This is a genomic window from Cypionkella sp., from assembly GCF_036782355.1.
Taxonomy (GTDB): Bacteria; Pseudomonadota; Alphaproteobacteria; order Rhodobacterales; family Rhodobacteraceae; genus Cypionkella.
The window spans coordinates 33,852-51,286 of sequence record NZ_DAIPZF010000020.1 but is presented as its reverse complement, the minus strand read 5'-3'; the positions used below and the strand labels follow the sequence as shown (position 1 = coordinate 51,286).

Below are 17,435 nucleotides of genomic sequence, written 5' to 3'. Positions count from 1 at the left end.
AAATTACTCTGTGCTTCGTAACAGAGATATGGCTTTCTCAATCTCTGTGACACGAGACGCCATCCGAGGCAATCTGCGCAAGGCCTTTTGCATCTCGATATGGCTTTCCATCTTGACCGCCGGATAACCCAGCAGCACGCGCCCTGCGGGCGCATTGGTAAAGACCTTGCTGGCGCCGCCGCAGATCACATCATCGCCAACAAAGATATTGTCGTTCACCCCGCATTGCCCCGCCATCACCACGCGGTCGCCAATGCGCGCCGAGCCTGCGATCCCCACCTGCGCACACAGCAGACAATCGCGGCCGATCTGCACGTTATGGCCGATATGCACAAGGTTATCGAGCTTGGTGCCCGAGCCGATCGTAGTATCGCGAATGGTGCCACGGTCGATGGTGACATTGGCCCCGATCTCGATATCATCGCCAAGGCTAACCGCGCCCAGCGAATGGATGCGGGTCCAGCTTTGTGGGCGGATCTCATCGCGCTTACCAAGCGTGCCCCGAATTTCCTCGACGCCGGATTTTTCCGGGGTGACAAAGGAAAACCCATCCGCCCCGATCACAGCGCCGGGTTGGCAGATAAAGCGGTGGCCGATCTTGACGCCCGCGCCGATCCGCACGCCTTGCAAGATCAAAGCATCATCGCCAATCTGCGCGCCCTTGGCGATCGAAACATGCGAGGCGATGCGCGCCCGCGCACCAATCCGCACCCCTGCGCCGATGGTGACAAAGGGGCCAATCGCGGCCCCTGCACCTATCTCGGCGGTGGGGTCAATCACCGCCATCGGATGCAGGCCGGGGGCAATATCGGGGCCCTCGTCCAGCAAAACCGTCAGCCCCGCCATCGCCAAACGCCCGCGCGGCGCAAAGATCGCGGCCTTCAGCCCCAAGGCGCGCCAATCCGCGCCCGGCCAAAGCAGCGCTGCCTGTGCCTTGCCTTTTGCGATGCCATCGCCATAGCGCGGATCCATCGCCAAGGCCAAATCGCCCGCGCCCGCCGCACTTGGCTCGCAGGCGCGCGAAATCACCAGATCAAGATCGCCCTCAGCCTCGGCGGCCAAAGCGGTTGCAATGTCACGAATGGAATGGGCCATGGGGGTCTCCGGCAATTCTGGCAGAAGATTTAGCCCTGAACGCCACCAACTACCACCCCCGCTTGCACCAGCGCCTCGAATAAGGCGGCATCGCGGCCATAGATGTCGGGACGATAGCCAATGCTGCCCGAGGCGGTGGGCCATGCGGTGTAGTAGACCAGATGCACCGGCACAGGCGCGCGCAACGGCAAGGTTGTTTCCTGCTTGGTCGCAAGATGGGTGGCAAACTCGGCCTTGGGATCACTGCTTTGCTTGGCCAAAAGCGTATAGGCAAAGTCAAAGGGGTCACCCAAACGGATGCACCCGTGGCTATAGGCGCGCACCTCATTTGCAAACAGTGACTTGGCCGGTGTGTCATGCAGGTAGATGTTATAGGGGTTGGGGAACATGAATTTCACCTTGCCCAAAGCATTGCCATCCGAGGGCGGCTGACGCAGCCCGTAAGGAAAGCTAGAAGCCGAATAAGAGGCGAAGTTCACAGCCCCCCGCGAGACGACGCGGCCTTGACCGTCGATCACCTGCAAATGCCCAACCGCATTCGGGTTTTGCTGCAACAGCGGCAGATATTCCTTCACGATAATCGAACGCGGCACCCCCCAGCTTGGGTTGATCACCATATATTCCATCACATCCGAAAACTCGGGGCTTTCGGTGTCTTTGCTGGCCTTGCCGATCACCACGCGGGTCTCAAAACTGACGCGGCCATTGTCAACAATATCGGCAACAAAGCTGGGTTGGTTCACCCAGATATGCCGCGCGCCCAGATCGGTATCAGCCATCCAGCGCATCCGCTCCAGCGCCACTGTGATCGCGGCCAGCCGCTGCTCGGCGGTCTTGTTCAGCGCGGCAATCGTCGAGCTGCCGGCAATGCCATCGGGTTCGATGCGCTGATCCAGCTGAAACTGCTGCACCGCGCGGCGGATCTGGCTGTCATAGGCGGCAGAGGCAGAGCGATCGATATAATTTAGCTGTATCAATCGGTTGCGCAGCGCAATTACCGCAGACCCAGTGTCGCCCAACTCTAGCTTTGCGCTCGACAGCTTGGTTTCGATCTGGCCCTCGGTTTCCAGACGTAGCTTTTCCTTCACCAAACGCGCATATTGTGGCGCGCGCGGCGCAAGGCTGCGCATATAGCTATAGGGGCGCTCGGCTGCGGCAAGGCCTTGCAACAAATCAGCGGGCTTGGGGCGGATAATCTCGCGCAGAATGCCGGCATCAATCTTTTTCGGCGTCAAAGCCCCCGAGTTCAGGTCGGTGGCATAGCTCAGAAAGGCTTGCGAAAAAGCCACTTCCAGACGGCCAAGATCGCCTTGAGTGCTGGCAGCTTTAGCGGCACGCAACAGCCCTGATGCATTATAGCGCGCCTCTGGCAGACCCTGCGCAGCCGCGCTTGACAAGGCCCGCATCAGCGCCGCGCGCCGCGGGCTGTCTTTGGCCGAGGTCCAAAGCGATGCATAGCCTGCGTCGCGGTAAAACCCGGCAAGCGCCTGGTCTTGCGAGGCTGCCTCGGCAAGCGCGCGACTGAAGGCACTGGTTTGCGCCGCAACCGGCGCGGCAAAGCCGAAGGCAACAACTGCCCAAACGGCCAAAAACGAAAGCCCGCTCTTTGGGAGGGGAGGATGAAAACGCACGATAAATCCCTGCGGTTGAACGCGATAAAATGGCACACTTTATGATGAGACATGCACCCAGCGCTGTAAACAGCTGATCCCCTGCGGCTGAGGTTTTGTCAGCAAAACCGCGCCGCCCTGTCACAATTGGGCAACGGCAAAGGCTGCGCGGGCTTTGGCCGGTGAAAAAATCAAGATCAGCAAGTTCTTGCCGATTGCCCTGTCTTCGCTTCGCTTGGGGTATTCTAAGCTTTGGATTTTAGAAACTTCGTGTCATAACGCCCAAGCACTGAAAGACAATGTGAACAATGAACCGCTATACAAGCGGTCGAAGATCAGCTTCGGGACAGGCGCAAAGAATGGCGATGACAACCTCTAACGGGATCACACGGCGCGGATTGCTGGGCGTTTTCGCCGCAACTGCGGTGATTGCGGCCCCGACCTATTCCAATGCCTTTGGCTTGTTGAAAGGGGCGGGCGACATTCGCCGCGTCAAAATGTATTCAGGCAGAACCGGCGAAAGCATCGACACGATCTATTGGATCGAAGGCGAGTACATTCCCGAAGTTTTGAAAGAAATGAACCACTTCATGCGCGACTGGCGTAATGACAAGGTGGTGACGATCGATGCGCGCAACATCGACATCATCGCAGCCACCCATCGTCTGCTGGATGTGAACGAACCCTATATGCTGCTATCGGGCTATCGCAGCCCAGAAACGAACGCGATGCTGCGCTCGCATTCGCGTGGCGTTGCACGCAACTCGCTGCATATGAAGGGCCAAGCCGCAGATCTGCGGTTGAAGTCGCGCTCGGTCAAACAGATTTCTCGCGCGGCCGAGACCTGTTCGGCGGGTGGCGTTGGCCATTATTATGGATCAAATTTTGTCCATATGGATTGCGGCCCGATCCGGACTTGGGGCGGCTGATCGCCAAACGATACCTGATAATAGAAAAAGGCGCCCACTTGGGCGCCTTTTCTTTTGTGTTGCTGGCTTAGTTTGCGTCCAGATCAATCGGCAAGAACGATCCTGACAAAGTGTGCTTGCCGCGAAAGCCTTGGGCGACCACGAATTTCTCAGAACTATCTTGACGGCTTGCAGGCGGCTTCACATTCGCCACCTTGTTGAAGGATTTCTTCAACTGAGTCTGCATCTCGGCCTCGGCGCCGCCGGCCAGAACCTTGGCAACGAAAGTGCCGCCCTCTTCTAAAACGTCAAAAGCAAAGGCCAAAGCCGCCTCGATCAGCGCAATGATGCGCAAGTGGTCGGTGCCTTTGTGCCCCGAGGCCGAAGCCGCCATATCCGACATCACCACATCCGCAGGCCCGCCAAGCCAGCCCTTGACCAGCGCATCCGCCTCGTCAGACAGGAAATCCAACTGATGGATCTGCGCCCCCGCGATGCCGTCGATGGCTTGCAAATCAATGCCCAAAACAGTGCCAATCGGCTTTTTGGGATTGTCGCCCAAGGCATTGACCCGTTTGACTGCGACCTGACACCAGCCACCCGGCGCACAGCCCAAATCAACCACCCGCGCGCCTGGCACCAGAAAGTTATACTTTTCGTCCAGCTCCAGAATCTTATATGCCGCCCTGCCCCGATAGCCCTCTTTCTTGGCGCGGATCACATAGGGGTCGTTCAGCTGGCGTTCCAACCACAGCGTCGAGGACAGCTTGCGCCCCTTTGCGGTTTTGACGCGAACCTTCAGGTCGCGCTGGCCTCGGCCAGAAGTGTTTTTGCCCGTAGGCGTTTTCTCGGTCATTGGTAAGGTCCGTCTTCCAGAACGCCATCAGCGCTCATCTGAGCATAAAGAAGCCCTTCTCGAAGGCCACGATCAGCCACCGACAGGCGATCTGTAGGCCATATCCGCATTAATGCCTGAAGGATAGCCGCCCCAGACATAATCAGCGTATGACGATCACGGCCAATGCGTGGATCCACCCGGCGGCCTTCGGGGCCAAGCGTCAGATATTCGCGGATCACCAGATCGATCTGATCCGAGGTCATCTGCAAGCCGTCCACCTTGGTGCGATCATAGCGTCGCAGCCCCAGATAAGAGGCCGCAACCGTCGTCACCGTGCCCGAGGTGCCAATAATCTGAAAGCCAGCCCGGGTTTGCGCGGCGTTATAGGGCGAGAAGGAAGCAAGATGTTCCTCAAAAAACCAGCTCATAAGCGCAAAGCGCGCAGCGTCATCTTCAACATCTTGGAACTGATCCTTCAGCGTCGCCACCCCGAGCGGCACCGAAATCCAATCCACCACCCGCGCGCCGCCCGGTTCCACCTGAAACCCGCGGTGCAGCCGCATGATGGCACGGGGCCGATCTTCGGGGGCCACCAGCGACAGATCAATCCAGACCAATTCGGTCGAGCCGCCGCCAATATCGACCACAAGCAGTTGTTCGGTGTTGCGGTTGACCAAAGGCGCACAGGAAATCACCGCCAGCCGCGCTTCTTCCTCGGCGGGAATAATCTCGACGATCAGGCCGGTTTCGCGTTTCACTTGCCGCATGAACTCGCGCGCGTTGCGGGCCCGCCTACACGCTTCGGTGGCGACAAAGCGCATATGCGCCACCCCGTGTTGTTCGATCTTTTTCTGACAGATCCGCAGCGCCTGCATCGTCCGCCCCATCGAGGCACGACTAAGCTTGCCCGAGGCTTCCAGCCCCGCGCCCAATTGGACAGTCTTCGAAAAGCTGTCGACCACCACAAACTGACTGCCCTTTGGTTCGGCAATCAGCATGCGGCACGCATTTGTGCCCAGATCAACGGCGGCATAAAGCCCCCGTGACCCAAGGCTGGGGGCAGCCGACGGGTTTTGACTGCGGGAAGCACCGATTTCGGCCTCTACCGCTAAGTGTAACGCGTCCGCCCCCCGGGGACGCTTGGGCGCCATGATCGCCCTCCATAGGTTGTTACATCCAAGGTAGACGGGTTCCAGCAGACTGACAAGCGCCCAGAACTGCCTTTGCAAAAATGCCAAAATCATGCATGTTTTAGATGAAGAATTTTGCAAACAGCCGGTCTGGCAAAGCCGCGGCTCTGAGGGTAGCTCTAAAGGTGCCAGTGGTGGGGGTCGCAACAAGCGCGCGCCATGTCGAAAACCGACCCCGCTTGTCGTGAAACGCCGCATAGAACAGATCGAAACAGACCAAAGGGAATCAAAGCACATGCCCGACGTCACTATCGTTTTCTGGCGGGATATTCCTGCCCAAGTCATCGTCGGCAAGGGCCGTTCGGGGTCTAAAGTGCAGCTTCCCGAGCGCTTCGAGCAGGCCATCGACCGCTGCGCGATGAAAATCGGTGCCAAGGATGCCGACGCCTATCTGGCCGAATGGCGCAAGGCTCCGTCTTACCCTGTCGAGGGCGAGCCTGCCGAGATCGCCGCATCTGAGGCCGCCCGTCTGGATGCCGAATACGACAGCGAACGTCTGAAAGCCCTTATCCAAGCCGAAGGCCGCGCTGCGGTCTGACCCCCTTCCAAAAGGAACCTGAAATGGCCCTGAGTTTCTTCCGCAAAGACAGCAAAGCGGCAGCATCCCCCGACCACCTCGAAGCCTTTTTGAAGGGCTATTCGATCGAGGTGATGCCACGCACCGCGGAAAAGGTCGAAGATTTCCGCGCCCTGCTGCCGAAAGGCACCCGCGTCTATATCGCCCATATCGACGGCACACCGATCGAAGAGATGGTCGCCACGGCCAAGCGGATCGCGGGCGAAGGCTTTGATGTGATGCCGCATTTTCCCGCCCGCATCATCGCCGATAAGGCGACGCTGGCCGATTGGATCGCGCGCTATCAAGGCGAAGCAGGCGTGAAACAAGCCTTGCTGCTGGGCGGTGGTGTCGGCACCCCTGTCGGCGATTACGACAATTCGATGCAGCTTTTGGAAAGCGGTCTGTTTGACGGCTTTGACCGGCTGCATGTTGCAGGCCACCCCGAGGGCAACAAAGACATCGACAAGGACGGCGGCGATGCCATCGTCATGCAGGCTTTAAAGTGGAAGCAGGATTTCTCGGAACGCTCTGATGCGAAAATGGCGATTGCGACGCAGTTTTGCTTTGAAGCAGACCCCGTGATCGCTTGGGCCAACCATCTGGCCGCCGCGGGCGTGCATCTGCCCATTCACATCGGCGTGGCAGGGCCTGCCAAGCTGCAAACCCTGATCAAATTTGCGATTTCCTGTGGCGTGGGGGCTTCGTTGCGCGTGTTGCAAAAGCGGGCGATGGATGTCACCAAGCTGTTGCTGCCATACGAGCCGACCGAATTTGCCTCGGAACTGGCGACGCATAAGGCGGCAAACCCGCTGTTCGGCATCGAACAGGTGCATTTCTTCCCCTTGGGCGGCATTAAGACCAATGCGGCTTGGGTCACTGAACATGGCGGCGCCTCGGGCGTTCCCGCAAACGCTTAAGAAAGAGCTTTAACTATGACCCGTACCGTTATCGAATCTAAGACAAAAACCGTAATCATCGGTTTTGACGAACCCTTTTGCGTGATCGGCGAGCGGATCAACCCAACCGGCCGCAAAAAGCTGGCAGCCGAGCTTGAGGTTGGCAATTTTGAAACCGTTTTGCGCGATGCACTCGAGCAGGTCGCTTGCGGTGCCACCGTGCTTGACGTCAATTCGGGCGCAGTTTTCACCAATAAAATGGCCGAAGACCCGCGCTATGCCGACAATAACTTTGTCGAACCGCCCCTGATGCGCGAATTGATCCTGCGGATTCAGGCGGCTGTGGATGTGCCATTGTGCATCGACAGCTCGGTTCCCGGCGCTTTGGAGGCGGGTCTGATGGCCTGCGAAGGCCGCCCGCTGTTGAACTCGGTCACCGGCGAAGAAGAGCGGCTAGAGCTGGTTCTGCCGCTGGTCAAGAAATACAACGTGCCGGTGGTGGCGATTTCCAACGATGACACCGGCATCAGCCAAGACCCCGATGTGCGCTTTGCCGTTGCCAAAAAGATCGTCGAGCGGGCCGCAGATTTCGGTATTCCGGCGCATGACATCGTGGTTGATCCGCTTGTGATGCCAGTTGGCGCTATGGGCAGCGCGGGCCAGCAAGTGTTTGCGCTGGTGCGCCGTCTGCGCGAAGAGTTGGGGGTCAACACCACCTGCGGCGCCTCGAACATCTCCTTTGGTCTGCCGCACCGCCACGGCATCAACGCGGCCTTTTTGCCGATGGCAATTGGCGCGGGCATGACCTCGGCGATCATGAACCCGGTGCGGATGGTGGAAATGGAGGCCATTCGCGCCGCCAACTTCCTGATGAACCATGATGCCAACGGCGGCGAATGGATCCGCTTTGCCAAGGTGATCGAGGCTGTCGAAGCCGGTGCCACCTTTGCAGAAGCTTCGGCTGCGGCGAATTCGGCAACCTCTGGCCGCCGCGGCGGGCGTCGCGCACGCGGCTAAATGCAGCAAAATTGGGGGCTCGCGCTTGCGGGCCCCTATCTTATTTTGCGGGTCAGCTTGGCAATATCGCGGGCGCGCTGTGCCAGATCTTTCCCAGAAATTGCCTGTGCCTGATCGGCCGAAGTCAGATCGCTTGCGGGCTTTGCCTTGCTGGAAAAGTGTTTGATTCCTTTATCCACAACCAAATTCACCACACGCCGCATCACGGTGTTAACCACCATCTGTAAAAACTTATCCATTTAATCCTCAAACAATTCACTTTGACCTTCCGCAGCCTCGTCTTCATCGGCCCCGCCCGCCAAAATTCCCGGCAAGGGGCGATTGTCCAGTAATCCGGCCGCGCGCAACTCTTTCAAACCAGGCAAATCGCGCGCCGATTCCAGACCGAAATGCGCTAAGAAATGCTCTGTCACCACAAAAGTCACCGGTCGCCCCGGTGTCATCCGCCGCCGCCCAAGCCGGATCCAATCCAGCTCGAGCAGTTGATCCACCGTGCCACGGCTGACCGCAACACCACGAATTTCCTCGATTTCAGCACGGGTTACCGGCTGATGATAGGCAACAATCGCCAAGGTCTCGATGGCCGCGCGCGACAGCTTGCGCTGTTCCACCACCTCTTTTTGCATCAAATGGCCCAGATCGGGGGCGGTGCGAAAGCCATAGCTGTCGCCCACCTTCACCAGCTGCACGCCGCGCCCCTCATAGCGTTTACGTAAAATAACCAAAGCCTCGGCCGGATCGCAGCCATGCGGCATTCGCGCCTGCATCTCGCGCAGCGTAAGCGCTTCGGTCGAGGCGAAAAGCATTGCTTCGACCATGCGTTCCTGTTCGCCCATCGGAGGCGCGTCAAACAGGCTGTCTTCGGCGAAATCGTCGCTCATCGGGCCTCGCTTCGGCGGATCATTAGCGGCGCGAAGGTCTCGCTTTGCTTGATTTGAACTTGGCCACGCTTGGCCATTTCCAGCACGGCAGCGAAATGCGCAGCCGTGGCCGATCTTCGGCGCGGGCCGCTTGCCTCCCAGCCATCTGGCATGAAACTGCCCAGATCAGCCCATTCGCCAGCATAGCCAAGCAGGCCGCGCATGCGTTCCAGCGCGTCTTCCATCGTGTAGACGTCTTTGCGGTCAAAGGCATAGGGGCGGAATTCGTCTTTGGTCCGGGTGCGGGCATAGGCGCGCATCAAATCCAGCAGGCTGGCGGTATAGGTAATCTTGCTGCGCCGCGTCACATCCTCGGGCAGGCCGCGGGCAAAGAAATCGCGGCCCAGTTGATCGCGCGCCATCAGCCGGGCGGCAACGTCGCGCATCGCTGCAAGCCGTTCCAGCTGAAACGCCAAATGCGCCGCCAAATCCTCGGCCGAGGGGCCCTCCTCACCAGGTTCAGGCGGCAGCAGCAGGCGCGATTTCAAAAACGCCAGCCAGGCCGCCATCACCAGATAATCTGCCGCAAGTTCAATCCGCAGCGCCGAGGCGCGTTCGACAAATTTCAGATATTGTTCGGCCAATTGCAGCACCGAGATCTTGCGCAGATCAACCTTTTGCGTGCGCGACAGCGACAAAAGCAGATCAAGCGGACCTTCATAGCCATCGACATCAATGATAAAGGCCTCACCCACCGGCGTTTCGGCAGCAGAATAGGGCTCGATCACCGCCCAATCTTCTGAAGACGCATCAGCCATGGCTGCCCTTATGTTCGATTTCAGAAAGCATGGCTTCCAGACCGGCAATGTCAACGGTTTTGGGCGCGCGCCGCTGAGCCAAAGCAGCATGAGCGCGGCTTTGAGCGGCTGGGGTCATCGCCCCTGCAGCGGCGGCGACCTGCTGCATCTGCGCCAGATCACCCTTGCAATGCAGCGCTATATCACAGCCCGCCGCAATCGAGCGCGCGGTGCGGCTGGCCAGATCGCCTTGCAGCGCCTGCATGTTCAAATCATCCGTCATCAACAACCCGCCAAAGCCGATCACCTCGCGGATCACCCGAAGCATTTCCGCCGACTGCGTCGCAGGGTTGACGGCATCATAAGCGGCAAAGATGATATGGGCTGTCATCGCCATCGGCAAATCGGCCAGCGCCTTGAACGGCGCAAAGTCGTTCTGGATCAGGGTGTTGCGATCCTCTGACACGGTGGGAAGTTCCAGATGGGTGTCGCTGACAGAACGGCCATGCCCGGGTAGATGCTTGGCCACCGGCAAAACACCCATCGAAAGATAGGCCTGCGCCACTGCCCGCGCGATGGCAGTAACGCCTTCGACGCTGTCGCCATAGCAACGGTTGCGCAAAAACGGATGAGTCTGCGAACTTGCGATATCGGCCAAGGGCGCGCAATTGGCGTCAATGCCAAGATCCAGCAATTCGGCGGCAATAAGACTGCTGCGCAGCGCCATCATGTCGGCGGCGTCATCGCCCGCAGCAGCAATCGCCTCAAGTGGCGGCGTCCATTCGCGCCAATGCGGAGCGCGCAAACGCTGTACACGCCCGCCCTCTTGGTCGATCAAAATCGGTGCCTGCCGCCCCACGGCGTCGCGCAGATCCGAGGTCAGCTTGCGAAGTTGTACGGGAGTATCAACATTGCGCGCAAAGATGATAAAGCCAAAAGGGTCGTAATCGCGAAAGAAATCCCGCTCAGAGGCGGTCAGGCTTGGACCTTCGCAGCCAAAAATGGCAGCGCCCGAGCCGATCATCGTTGCGTCACTGCGATACAAGAAGCGTTTTCGGCCAAAAGGGCTGCGCAAAAACGGCGGGTCTCGTCTTCATCTGCAAACCCATGCGCGCGCAGCCTGAAGAAGGTGCGCCCGCCGCTTTGCGCCGATTGCACCACAAGCGCCTTCGAGCCGACCAGCTCGGGAAAGCGGGATTGCAACCGCAGCCATTCGGCACGCGTGATATCCTCACTGTCAAACGCGCCAAGCTGTACCAGCCATGTGCCAACCGGGATGGCGCTTGCGGCAATTTCGGCAACGGGTGCAGGCGCAACAGCGCGCATGGCGGCAGGCACAACGGCCTCGCCTGCCCGCGCGGGGCGTGCCAAGGGACGCAGAGATTTTGCCACCGCCACCGCTTCACTGCTGTCTGCGGCAAGCACATCCCCATCTGCCAAGGCTGCGGCAAGGGCTGCGGCCACGGCATCGGCTTGGGTTTCGGGCAGCGCTGCTTCGGCAGTCAGATCGCTTTCGGCCTCGGGCATAAGGGCTGCGGTCTCGGGAGCGGCCAGCGGCAGGGCTGCGGGATCAAGGTTTAGGGGGGCGGGGGCTGCAATCTCGACGGGGCGCAAAGCCGCGCCAATGGCTTGCGGCGCAATCGCCAAAACATCGCTTTGCGCAGGTGGCGAAACCAGCAGTGGCGCTGGTTCCAGAACCGCCAGGCCGGCGGCATCTTCGGCAGTTAGCGCGGTCACCTCGGGTGCAAGCTTCACAGTTTCGGGCAAAGGCGCCGCGGTACCAACGGCGGCCACGGCATTCACCGAAAGCCCCTGATGCACGGCGAAATCACCACCCGGATTTTCTGGCGAAATCCGCAAGGGGCCTTCCAGCGCCCGCACAACCGGCACGCCATTCACATCGCGCACCGCCAGCTTGTAGCCCCAGACCACCAAGCCCAAAACCAGCGCCACCGAGCAGGTGGCACCAATTACATTCACCCAGCGGCTTGGAGCAGCGCTGCGCGTCACAGGATAGTCCTGATCGAAGTCATCGAAATCTATATCCGCCATCATCGCCTCGCCTGCGAGAGAGATACATGCCGCTCTCGCTTGTCACTGCCGCCAGCCCAGCGAAGCGCGCATTCAGCGCATCTCCTCAACCGGCGTAACGCCAAGAATAGCAAGACCTGCCGAAATCGCAACGCCCGTGGCGCGTACAAGCGCAACTTTTGCCGCAGATGTTGCCGCATTGCCCTCTTGGATAAAGCGCAGGCTGGTGTCGTCATTGCCCTTATTCCACAACCCATGGAATTCGGAGGCCAGTTCATAAAGATAAAACGCGACGCGGTGCGGCTCGTTGGCTTTCGAGGCGATCTCGACCAGACGCGGCCATTCAGCGATCTTTTTTGCCATCTCGATCTCGGCGGGATGGGTCAGCTGGGCCAGATCAGCGGCGGCAAGCGCGGCATCGCTGCAATCAATGCCAGCATCGCGCGATTTGCGCAGCACCGAGTTGATCCGCGCATTTGCGTATTGCACATAGAACACCGGATTGTCTTTCGACTGATCCAGCACTTTGGCGAAATCGAAATCCAAGGTGACGTCGTTTTTGCGCGTCAGCATCATAAAGCGGGTGACATCCGCCCCCGCCTGTTCCACCACATCGCGCAGGGTCACAAAGGTGCCTGCCCGTTTCGACATCTTGAAGGGCTCGCCGTTCTTGTACAGCTTTACAAGTTGCACAAGCTTGATATCCAAAGGCACTTTGCCATTCGACAGCGCCGAGACCGCCGCCTTCATCCGCTTGACATAGCCGCCATGATCGGCGCCAAAAATGTCGATCAGCTCGTCAAAGCCGCGCTGCACCTTATTGTAATGATAGGCGATGTCGGGGGCGAAATAGGTCCAGGATCCGTCCGATTTCTGCACCGGGCGATCCACATCATCGCCATGCGCGGTCGAGCGGAACAGCATCTGCTCGCGCGGCTCCCAATCTTCCAGGGTTTTGCCCTTTGGCGGCTCTAGCGTGCCTTCATAGATCAGATCCATATCGCGCAAGGCCTGGATCGCGGCCTCGATCTGGCCGGTGCCGTAAAGCGCCTTTTCGCTGGAATAGACATCCATTTTGACGTTCAGCTGCGCCAGATCATCGCGGATCATCTGCATCATCATCTCGGTGGCAAATTCGCGGATATCGGCAAGCCAGACTTGCTCGCCCTTATCCAGCAGCGTGTCGCCGTATTTCGCCTTCAGCGCCTCGCCGACTGGAATCAGATAATCGCCGGGATATAGCCCCTCGCGGATTTCAGGCTCCAGCCCATTGGCCTCGCGGTAACGCTCATAGGCCGAACGGGCCAGCACATCGACCTGCGCGCCGCCGTCGTTGATGTAATATTCCCGCGTCACATCCCAGCCCGAAAACGCCAAAAGCCGCGCCAAAGCGTCACCGACCACAGCGCCGCGGACATGGCCGACATGCATCGGCCCCGTGGGGTTGGCCGAGACGAATTCGACATTGACCTTGCGCCCTGCCCCAACATTGGCACGACCGAAGTCTGCGCCTTGGGTCAGCGCCATTTTGATCAAGTCTTGCCAAAGGCTTGTCGCCAAACGCAAATTCAAGAATCCGGGGCCTGCGACATCGGCCGAGGCCACGCGCGGATCGGCGATCAGCCGTGCGGCAAGGGCTTCGGCAATCGCGCGGGGCTGCATCGCGGCGGGCTTGGCCAAGACCATCGCAGCATTGGTGGCCATATCGCCATGAGCCGCATCGCGTGGCGGCTCGACGGCGACTTGGCTCACATCCAGACCCGTAGGCAAGAGCCCATCGGCAGCCATCGCGTTCAAAGTCTCGATCACCAGCGTGCGGATTTCGGCAAAGAGGTTCATTTGATCATTTCCTGTCTCGTTGCGCTTGGGAATGCCAGAGCCAAGCAGACAGGTCAAGGCGCGGCTAGCCTGCCTTGGCGCGCCAATCGTCAAGCGCGGGGTTTGCATCCTCGGACAGCGCAGCCGGTGCGGCGGCGGCGGTTGCGGGCAGCGACAGGCCACGGGTGCGAAAGTAATAGGACTCGCGCGCGCCAAAATAAAACGCCACCACCGCGCCCAAAAGCCACCACAAGGGTTCGGGCACAGCATTCAAGCCCACCATCCGCAGCGCAAATTGCTGCGGATCAACCATCGCATAGACAAAAAGCCCAATGGTGCCAAAGGCCAGCAAGGGCCGTGGCAGCCGGTTCAGCCCGTTGATGGCGCGGTCAAACAGGCCGGTTGGGGCGATGCCAAATTCTTCGGCAAATTCACGCAGGGCCTCGGATTGCACCTGCGCCGACAGCTCCATACGTTTGGTGGCCGAAGGGGTGAAAACCTCGGCCAGCCCCTTGGCGGCATCGCCCAAAGCCGCCACCGCCTGCGGGCCACCCACCAGTTTTCCGATCAACCCCATGCTGCCACCCGTGCCTGATGCTGCGCCAAAGTCAGATGATATTGCGGTGCTATAAATTCCTCGGCGCGCGCGATCCAACCGCCCTTGCCGCCATCGCGACGGGTGGCGAATTTGCGGCTGGCGGGGCGGGCGTCGGCCAAGGCGTAGTAATAATTGCGCCGCGCAATACCATAAGCATCCGCCAAATGATGGGGGGCGGCTTGATAGGCCAGCTTGGCCGCCGCAAGGGTTTGCGCGCCGATCTGCCCGTCAGGGTCACAGGCATAGCCCATCGAGGTCAGCAAGCGCTGCAAGATCTTCACCGCATTGGCGCCCGAATTGACATACATATCAAAGACCGAGGCCTGCAAGACCTCGGGCAATTGCGCGATGCCGGTGCGATTGAAATAATGTTCGATATAGATCTCAACCGCTTGGGCCTGCGTCAGCGCCTGCACATCGGCCAGCGTGATGCGGCTGTCGCCGGTGACATCAACCCCCAGCCGCCGCAGCGTGTTCAGCGTCACCCCGTGGTTGGTGGCCCCGCCCGGATCGGCAGGATCATTCACAAAGCCGCCCTCGCGCGCGACAATCTGCTCGGCCAAAGTCTGAACTGATGGCATCTTGCCCCCCCACCGTTTGGAGAGGCAAGCATGCCTGCATTTGCCTTAACGCCGCGAAAGCCCTGCGCGCGCTACTTGGCAGGCTCGACGTAAATGCCTTGGGCTTTCAGCGCATCAACGACTTCTTTCGGCATATAGCTTTCGTCATGCTTTGCCAAAATCTCGGAAGCCACAAAGCGGCCGTCCTGCATCGACCCGGTGCCAACCATGCCAGCACCCTCTTCGAACAGATCCGGCAAAACGCCGGTATAGCTGACTGGCACGGCTTCGTTGGTGTCGGTGACCTTAAAGGTCACAGTCTCGCCCTGCCCGCGCACCAGAGATCCGGTCTCGACCAGACCGCCAATACGAAACACCTCGCCCGCGCGCGGTGGGTCGCTGACGACCTGACTGGGCGAGCGGAAAAAGTTGATGCCGTCTTGAAAGGCATAGCCGATCAAACCCGCAGACCCCGCAAGCAGCACGAAAGCAAAAGCAATCAGCTGAATGCGGCGTTTCTTTTTTAGCCCTTTAAGTCCTGCCATCGCTGCCTCTTATGGGAACATCGGGGCCAAGTTCAGCCCTGCGGTTTCCTCGACCCCCAACATCAAATTGGCGTTCTGCATGGCTTGGCCCGACGACCCCTTCGTCAGATTGTCCAGAACAGAGACCACCACGGCGCGTCCGGCGATGCGGTCGCCAATCACCCCGATATGACAATAGTTGGACCCTGCGATGTCGCGTGTCGAGGGGAGTGCGCCAAAGGGTAGCACCTGCAAGAAGGCTTCGGCGGCATAGGCCTTGCTCAAAACTTCGTGAATGGCGCGTGGATCGCCCTGAACATAGGTGGTGGCAAGGATGCCGCGGTTCATTGGCAGCAGATGCGGGGTGAATTGAATCTGCACCGGACGGCCGGCAAGCTTGCTGAACTCTTGGTCAAATTCGCCCAAATGCCGATGCTTGCCGCCTGCCGAATAGCTGTGCGTGCCGCCCGACAATTCGGCATGCAGCAGGTTTTCTTTCAAAGACCGCCCCGCGCCGGACACGCCCGCCTTAAGATCAATCAAAATGCTATCAAGATCAATCACGCCAGCCGAGATCAGCGGGCGCAGCGCATATTGGCCAGCGGCGGCGTTGCAGCCTGTGCCCGCCACCAGACGCGCTGCGGCAATCTCGGCGCGGTAAAATTCGGTCAGCCCGTAGACGGCTTCGGCCTGCAAATCCATCGCCGTATGCGGCTGGCCATACCATGTTTCATAATCGGCAGCCGAGCGCAGCCGGAAATCTGCCGAAAGATCAACGATCTTCAGATCGCGCGGCAAGGACGAGACGACAATCTGCGTCGTGGCATGCGGCAGCGCGCAAAAGCACAGATCAATCTGCGAGAAATCAATCTCTTCGATCTTTTGCAGCCGTGGCAAATCAAGGTGGCGCAGAAACGGAAATACCTCGGCCATCGCCATGCCGGCTTTGCGATCCGCCGAAAGCGCTGCGATCTGCATGCTGGGGTGGCTGGCGATCAGACGCACCAGCTCTGCCCCAGTATAGCCAGATGCGCCAAGAATTGCGATGCGATGGGTCATGTGATCCTCCGAGCCGATTTGGTCGCAGATGTGGCGCTTTGGGGCATGGGATGCAAGTGTTAAAACCACAGACCGTTGGCGGGTGGGTGCTGGCAGCATAGCCGCCAGCAACCGCCGCAGCCTAGGCTTTAGGCATAAAGCGAAGCCACGCCCAAATGGCTGTGGATCTGATCAACCGCGGCCCGGGTGAGCCCAAGCGCTGCGGCAAGATCATTCAGATATTGCGCCTCGGCTTGGCTGTCCAAATTGATCGCCATCAAGGACATGGTATAGACCTGCGCCTGCATCCCGGCAGGCACATGTGCCACCAGATTGGGGATAGAGACCGGCGCATCAAGGCAGGTTTTGACGAAAGCCAATTCCTCGGGGGTGGCATCGCCAAGGTTTGCCATCAGCTTTTGCCGCTCGTCTTCTTGGATGGCGCCGTCGGATTTCGCGGCTTGGATCATCGCAGACAACATCAAGCCCGCGGCGGCGTTCTGATGCGCTGTCGGTGCGACATCGGGTTCGCCTTGATTGGCCAAAGACGCCGAGAGCAATTGACCAAAGCTTTGGCTGTTTTGTGCAGGCGCATCAGCCTGTGCCCCGCCAAGCGCGCCCAAAAGCCCGCCCAAACCGCCCGCAGCCGCACCGCCAGCGCCCAGCAATCCGCCCAACATATCGGCCAGACCGCCGCTTTGTGCTGGGGCCTGCGCCGATTGCCCGCCGATCAAGCCACCAAGCATATCAGCCAAACCGCCCTGCCCCGACGCTCCTGAAGTAGCCCCCGTCATTCCAGCCAAAAGCCCACCGACACCACCGCTTTGGCCAGTTGCCCCCGCAGACAGCTGATCAAACAGCCCGCCCAAACCCGAATTGGCGCTTTGCCCGCCGCCGCCCATCAACCCGCCCAGCATATCGGCCAATCCGCCAGAGCCAGAGCCCTGCGACGCGCCTGTGTTTGAATGGGTCAAAGACGACACACCTTTGGCAACAGCAACACCAAGGGCAACTTTAGCAAGGGTTCCGACAAGCGACATGGCAAACTCCGATTGATGACACCTGATTCTCAGGCCTCTCAAAAGGATATACTCAG

The 17,435-nt window shown here is 59.5% G+C and carries 19 protein-coding genes; 4 read left to right on the top strand and 15 right to left on the bottom strand.

The features are described 5' to 3' along the window. Positions 1 to 3: 3 nt before the first annotated feature. Together V7Q10_RS09545 and V7Q10_RS09540 are read right to left on the bottom strand one after the other, a co-directional pair. Positions 4 to 1,095 carry a UDP-3-O-(3-hydroxymyristoyl)glucosamine N-acyltransferase gene (locus tag V7Q10_RS09545; RefSeq protein WP_333868857.1) on the bottom strand — a complete coding sequence of 364 codons (1,092 nt, stop codon included), beginning with the start codon at positions 1,093 to 1,095 and terminating at the stop codon, positions 4 to 6. A 29-nt stretch (positions 1,096 to 1,124) separates the two neighbouring features. Further along, the gene (locus V7Q10_RS09540; protein ID WP_333868856.1) at positions 1,125 to 2,684 is read right to left on the bottom strand and encodes a L,D-transpeptidase family protein; all 1,560 of its coding nucleotides are present in this window, start codon (positions 2,682 to 2,684) and stop codon (positions 1,125 to 1,127) included. A gap of 380 nt (positions 2,685 to 3,064) precedes the next feature. Here V7Q10_RS09540 and V7Q10_RS09535 point away from each other — a divergent pair, with 380 nt between their 5' ends. Then, complete coding sequence (locus tag V7Q10_RS09535; protein WP_394972098.1) at positions 3,065 to 3,634, top strand: YcbK family protein; 570 nt, start codon at positions 3,065 to 3,067, stop codon at positions 3,632 to 3,634. A 67-nt stretch (positions 3,635 to 3,701) separates the two neighbouring features. Here the strand turns inward: V7Q10_RS09535 and V7Q10_RS09530 are convergent, their stop codons facing one another. Together V7Q10_RS09530 and V7Q10_RS09525 are read right to left on the bottom strand one after the other, a co-directional pair. Beyond that, positions 3,702 to 4,469: an RlmE family RNA methyltransferase gene (locus V7Q10_RS09530; protein WP_333868854.1), complete on the bottom strand. Its 768-nt coding sequence runs from the start codon at positions 4,467 to 4,469 to the stop codon at positions 3,702 to 3,704. Further along, positions 4,466 to 5,602 carry a Ppx/GppA phosphatase family protein gene (locus V7Q10_RS09525; RefSeq protein WP_333868853.1) on the bottom strand — a complete coding sequence of 379 codons (1,137 nt, stop codon included), beginning with the start codon at positions 5,600 to 5,602 and terminating at the stop codon, positions 4,466 to 4,468. The genes V7Q10_RS09530 and V7Q10_RS09525 overlap by 4 nt, the downstream gene beginning before the upstream one ends. A 274-nt stretch (positions 5,603 to 5,876) precedes the next feature. On the opposite strand from V7Q10_RS09525, the gene V7Q10_RS09520 reads away from it, so the two are divergent. The 3 genes from V7Q10_RS09520 to V7Q10_RS09510 are packed head-to-tail and all read left to right on the top strand — an operon-like array spanning position 5,877 to position 8,113. Continuing rightward, positions 5,877 to 6,179 carry a virulence factor gene (locus V7Q10_RS09520; protein ID WP_333868852.1) on the top strand — a complete coding sequence of 101 codons (303 nt, stop codon included), beginning with the start codon at positions 5,877 to 5,879 and terminating at the stop codon, positions 6,177 to 6,179. Positions 6,180 to 6,202: 23 nt separating this feature from the next. Beyond that, positions 6,203 to 7,117, top strand: coding sequence for a methylenetetrahydrofolate reductase (locus tag V7Q10_RS09515; protein WP_333868851.1), 915 nt, complete (start codon positions 6,203 to 6,205; stop codon positions 7,115 to 7,117). A gap of 15 nt (positions 7,118 to 7,132) precedes the next feature. Continuing rightward, the gene (locus V7Q10_RS09510; RefSeq protein ID WP_333868850.1) at positions 7,133 to 8,113 is read left to right on the top strand and encodes a methyltetrahydrofolate cobalamin methyltransferase; all 981 of its coding nucleotides are present in this window, start codon (positions 7,133 to 7,135) and stop codon (positions 8,111 to 8,113) included. Between the two features lie 35 nt (positions 8,114 to 8,148). On the opposite strand, the gene V7Q10_RS09505 is transcribed toward V7Q10_RS09510, so the two are convergent. From V7Q10_RS09505 to V7Q10_RS09455, 11 genes are all read right to left on the bottom strand, one after another. Further along, positions 8,149 to 8,352, bottom strand: coding sequence for a hypothetical protein (locus V7Q10_RS09505; protein ID WP_333868849.1), 204 nt, complete (start codon positions 8,350 to 8,352; stop codon positions 8,149 to 8,151). Next, on the bottom strand, positions 8,353 to 8,994 hold the full coding sequence (scpB, locus tag V7Q10_RS09500) for an SMC-Scp complex subunit ScpB (protein WP_333868848.1): 642 nt from the start codon (positions 8,992 to 8,994) through the stop codon (positions 8,353 to 8,355). Continuing rightward, positions 8,991 to 9,791, bottom strand: a complete 801-nt coding sequence (locus tag V7Q10_RS09495) for a segregation and condensation protein A (RefSeq protein ID WP_333868847.1) — start codon at positions 9,789 to 9,791, stop codon at positions 8,991 to 8,993. Before V7Q10_RS09495 ends, scpB begins: the two co-directional genes overlap by 4 nt. After that, entirely contained in the window at positions 9,784 to 10,794 is a 1,011-nt protein-coding gene (locus V7Q10_RS09490) for a glycoside hydrolase family 3 N-terminal domain-containing protein (protein WP_333868846.1), read from the bottom strand. Before V7Q10_RS09490 ends, V7Q10_RS09495 begins: the two co-directional genes overlap by 8 nt. Beyond that, entirely contained in the window at positions 10,791 to 11,825 is a 1,035-nt protein-coding gene (locus V7Q10_RS09485) for an SPOR domain-containing protein (protein WP_333868845.1), read from the bottom strand. Before V7Q10_RS09485 ends, V7Q10_RS09490 begins: the two co-directional genes overlap by 4 nt. A gap of 69 nt (positions 11,826 to 11,894) precedes the next feature. Next, entirely contained in the window at positions 11,895 to 13,640 is a 1,746-nt protein-coding gene (argS, locus tag V7Q10_RS09480; RefSeq protein ID WP_333868844.1) for an arginine--tRNA ligase, read from the bottom strand. Positions 13,641 to 13,704: 64 nt separating this feature from the next. Next, positions 13,705 to 14,196: a holin family protein gene (locus tag V7Q10_RS09475; RefSeq protein ID WP_333868843.1), complete on the bottom strand. Its 492-nt coding sequence runs from the start codon at positions 14,194 to 14,196 to the stop codon at positions 13,705 to 13,707. Further along, positions 14,187 to 14,798 (bottom strand): holin-associated N-acetylmuramidase, encoded by a 612-nt coding sequence (locus tag V7Q10_RS09470; protein WP_333868842.1) that lies wholly within the window; start codon positions 14,796 to 14,798, stop codon positions 14,187 to 14,189. Before V7Q10_RS09470 ends, V7Q10_RS09475 begins: the two co-directional genes overlap by 10 nt. A 71-nt stretch (positions 14,799 to 14,869) precedes the next feature. Next, entirely contained in the window at positions 14,870 to 15,322 is a 453-nt protein-coding gene (ccmE, locus tag V7Q10_RS09465; RefSeq protein ID WP_333868841.1) for a cytochrome c maturation protein CcmE, read from the bottom strand. 9 nt (positions 15,323 to 15,331) lie between these two features. Next, entirely contained in the window at positions 15,332 to 16,360 is a 1,029-nt protein-coding gene (argC, locus tag V7Q10_RS09460) for an N-acetyl-gamma-glutamyl-phosphate reductase (protein ID WP_333868840.1), read from the bottom strand. A gap of 128 nt (positions 16,361 to 16,488) precedes the next feature. After that, positions 16,489 to 17,379, bottom strand: coding sequence for a DUF533 domain-containing protein (locus V7Q10_RS09455; RefSeq protein WP_333868838.1), 891 nt, complete (start codon positions 17,377 to 17,379; stop codon positions 16,489 to 16,491). Positions 17,380 to 17,435: the final 56 nt, after the last annotated feature.

Coding starts and splice junctions, on each gene's coding strand:
- V7Q10_RS09545 (WP_333868857.1), bottom strand. CDS start 1,095: ATGGCCCATTCCATTCGTGACATTGCAACCGCTTTGGCCGCCGAGGCT.
- V7Q10_RS09535 (WP_394972098.1), top strand. CDS start 3,065: ATGGCGATGACAACCTCTAACGGGATCACACGGCGCGGATTGCTGGGC.
- V7Q10_RS09530 (WP_333868854.1), bottom strand. CDS start 4,469: ATGACCGAGAAAACGCCTACGGGCAAAAACACTTCTGGCCGAGGCCAG.
- V7Q10_RS09525 (WP_333868853.1), bottom strand. CDS start 5,602: ATGGCGCCCAAGCGTCCCCGGGGGGCGGACGCGTTACACTTAGCGGTA.
- V7Q10_RS09520 (WP_333868852.1), top strand. CDS start 5,877: ATGCCCGACGTCACTATCGTTTTCTGGCGGGATATTCCTGCCCAAGTC.
- V7Q10_RS09515 (WP_333868851.1), top strand. CDS start 6,203: ATGGCCCTGAGTTTCTTCCGCAAAGACAGCAAAGCGGCAGCATCCCCC.
- V7Q10_RS09510 (WP_333868850.1), top strand. CDS start 7,133: ATGACCCGTACCGTTATCGAATCTAAGACAAAAACCGTAATCATCGGT.
- V7Q10_RS09505 (WP_333868849.1), bottom strand. CDS start 8,352: ATGGATAAGTTTTTACAGATGGTGGTTAACACCGTGATGCGGCGTGTG.
- scpB (WP_333868848.1), bottom strand. CDS start 8,994: ATGAGCGACGATTTCGCCGAAGACAGCCTGTTTGACGCGCCTCCGATG.
- V7Q10_RS09495 (WP_333868847.1), bottom strand. CDS start 9,791: ATGGCTGATGCGTCTTCAGAAGATTGGGCGGTGATCGAGCCCTATTCT.
- V7Q10_RS09490 (WP_333868846.1), bottom strand. CDS start 10,794: ATGATCGGCTCGGGCGCTGCCATTTTTGGCTGCGAAGGTCCAAGCCTG.
- V7Q10_RS09485 (WP_333868845.1), bottom strand. CDS start 11,825: ATGATGGCGGATATAGATTTCGATGACTTCGATCAGGACTATCCTGTG.
- argS (WP_333868844.1), bottom strand. CDS start 13,640: ATGAACCTCTTTGCCGAAATCCGCACGCTGGTGATCGAGACTTTGAAC.
- V7Q10_RS09475 (WP_333868843.1), bottom strand. CDS start 14,196: ATGGGGTTGATCGGAAAACTGGTGGGTGGCCCGCAGGCGGTGGCGGCT.
- V7Q10_RS09470 (WP_333868842.1), bottom strand. CDS start 14,798: ATGCCATCAGTTCAGACTTTGGCCGAGCAGATTGTCGCGCGCGAGGGC.
- ccmE (WP_333868841.1), bottom strand. CDS start 15,322: ATGGCAGGACTTAAAGGGCTAAAAAAGAAACGCCGCATTCAGCTGATT.
- argC (WP_333868840.1), bottom strand. CDS start 16,360: ATGACCCATCGCATCGCAATTCTTGGCGCATCTGGCTATACTGGGGCA.
- V7Q10_RS09455 (WP_333868838.1), bottom strand. CDS start 17,379: ATGTCGCTTGTCGGAACCCTTGCTAAAGTTGCCCTTGGTGTTGCTGTT.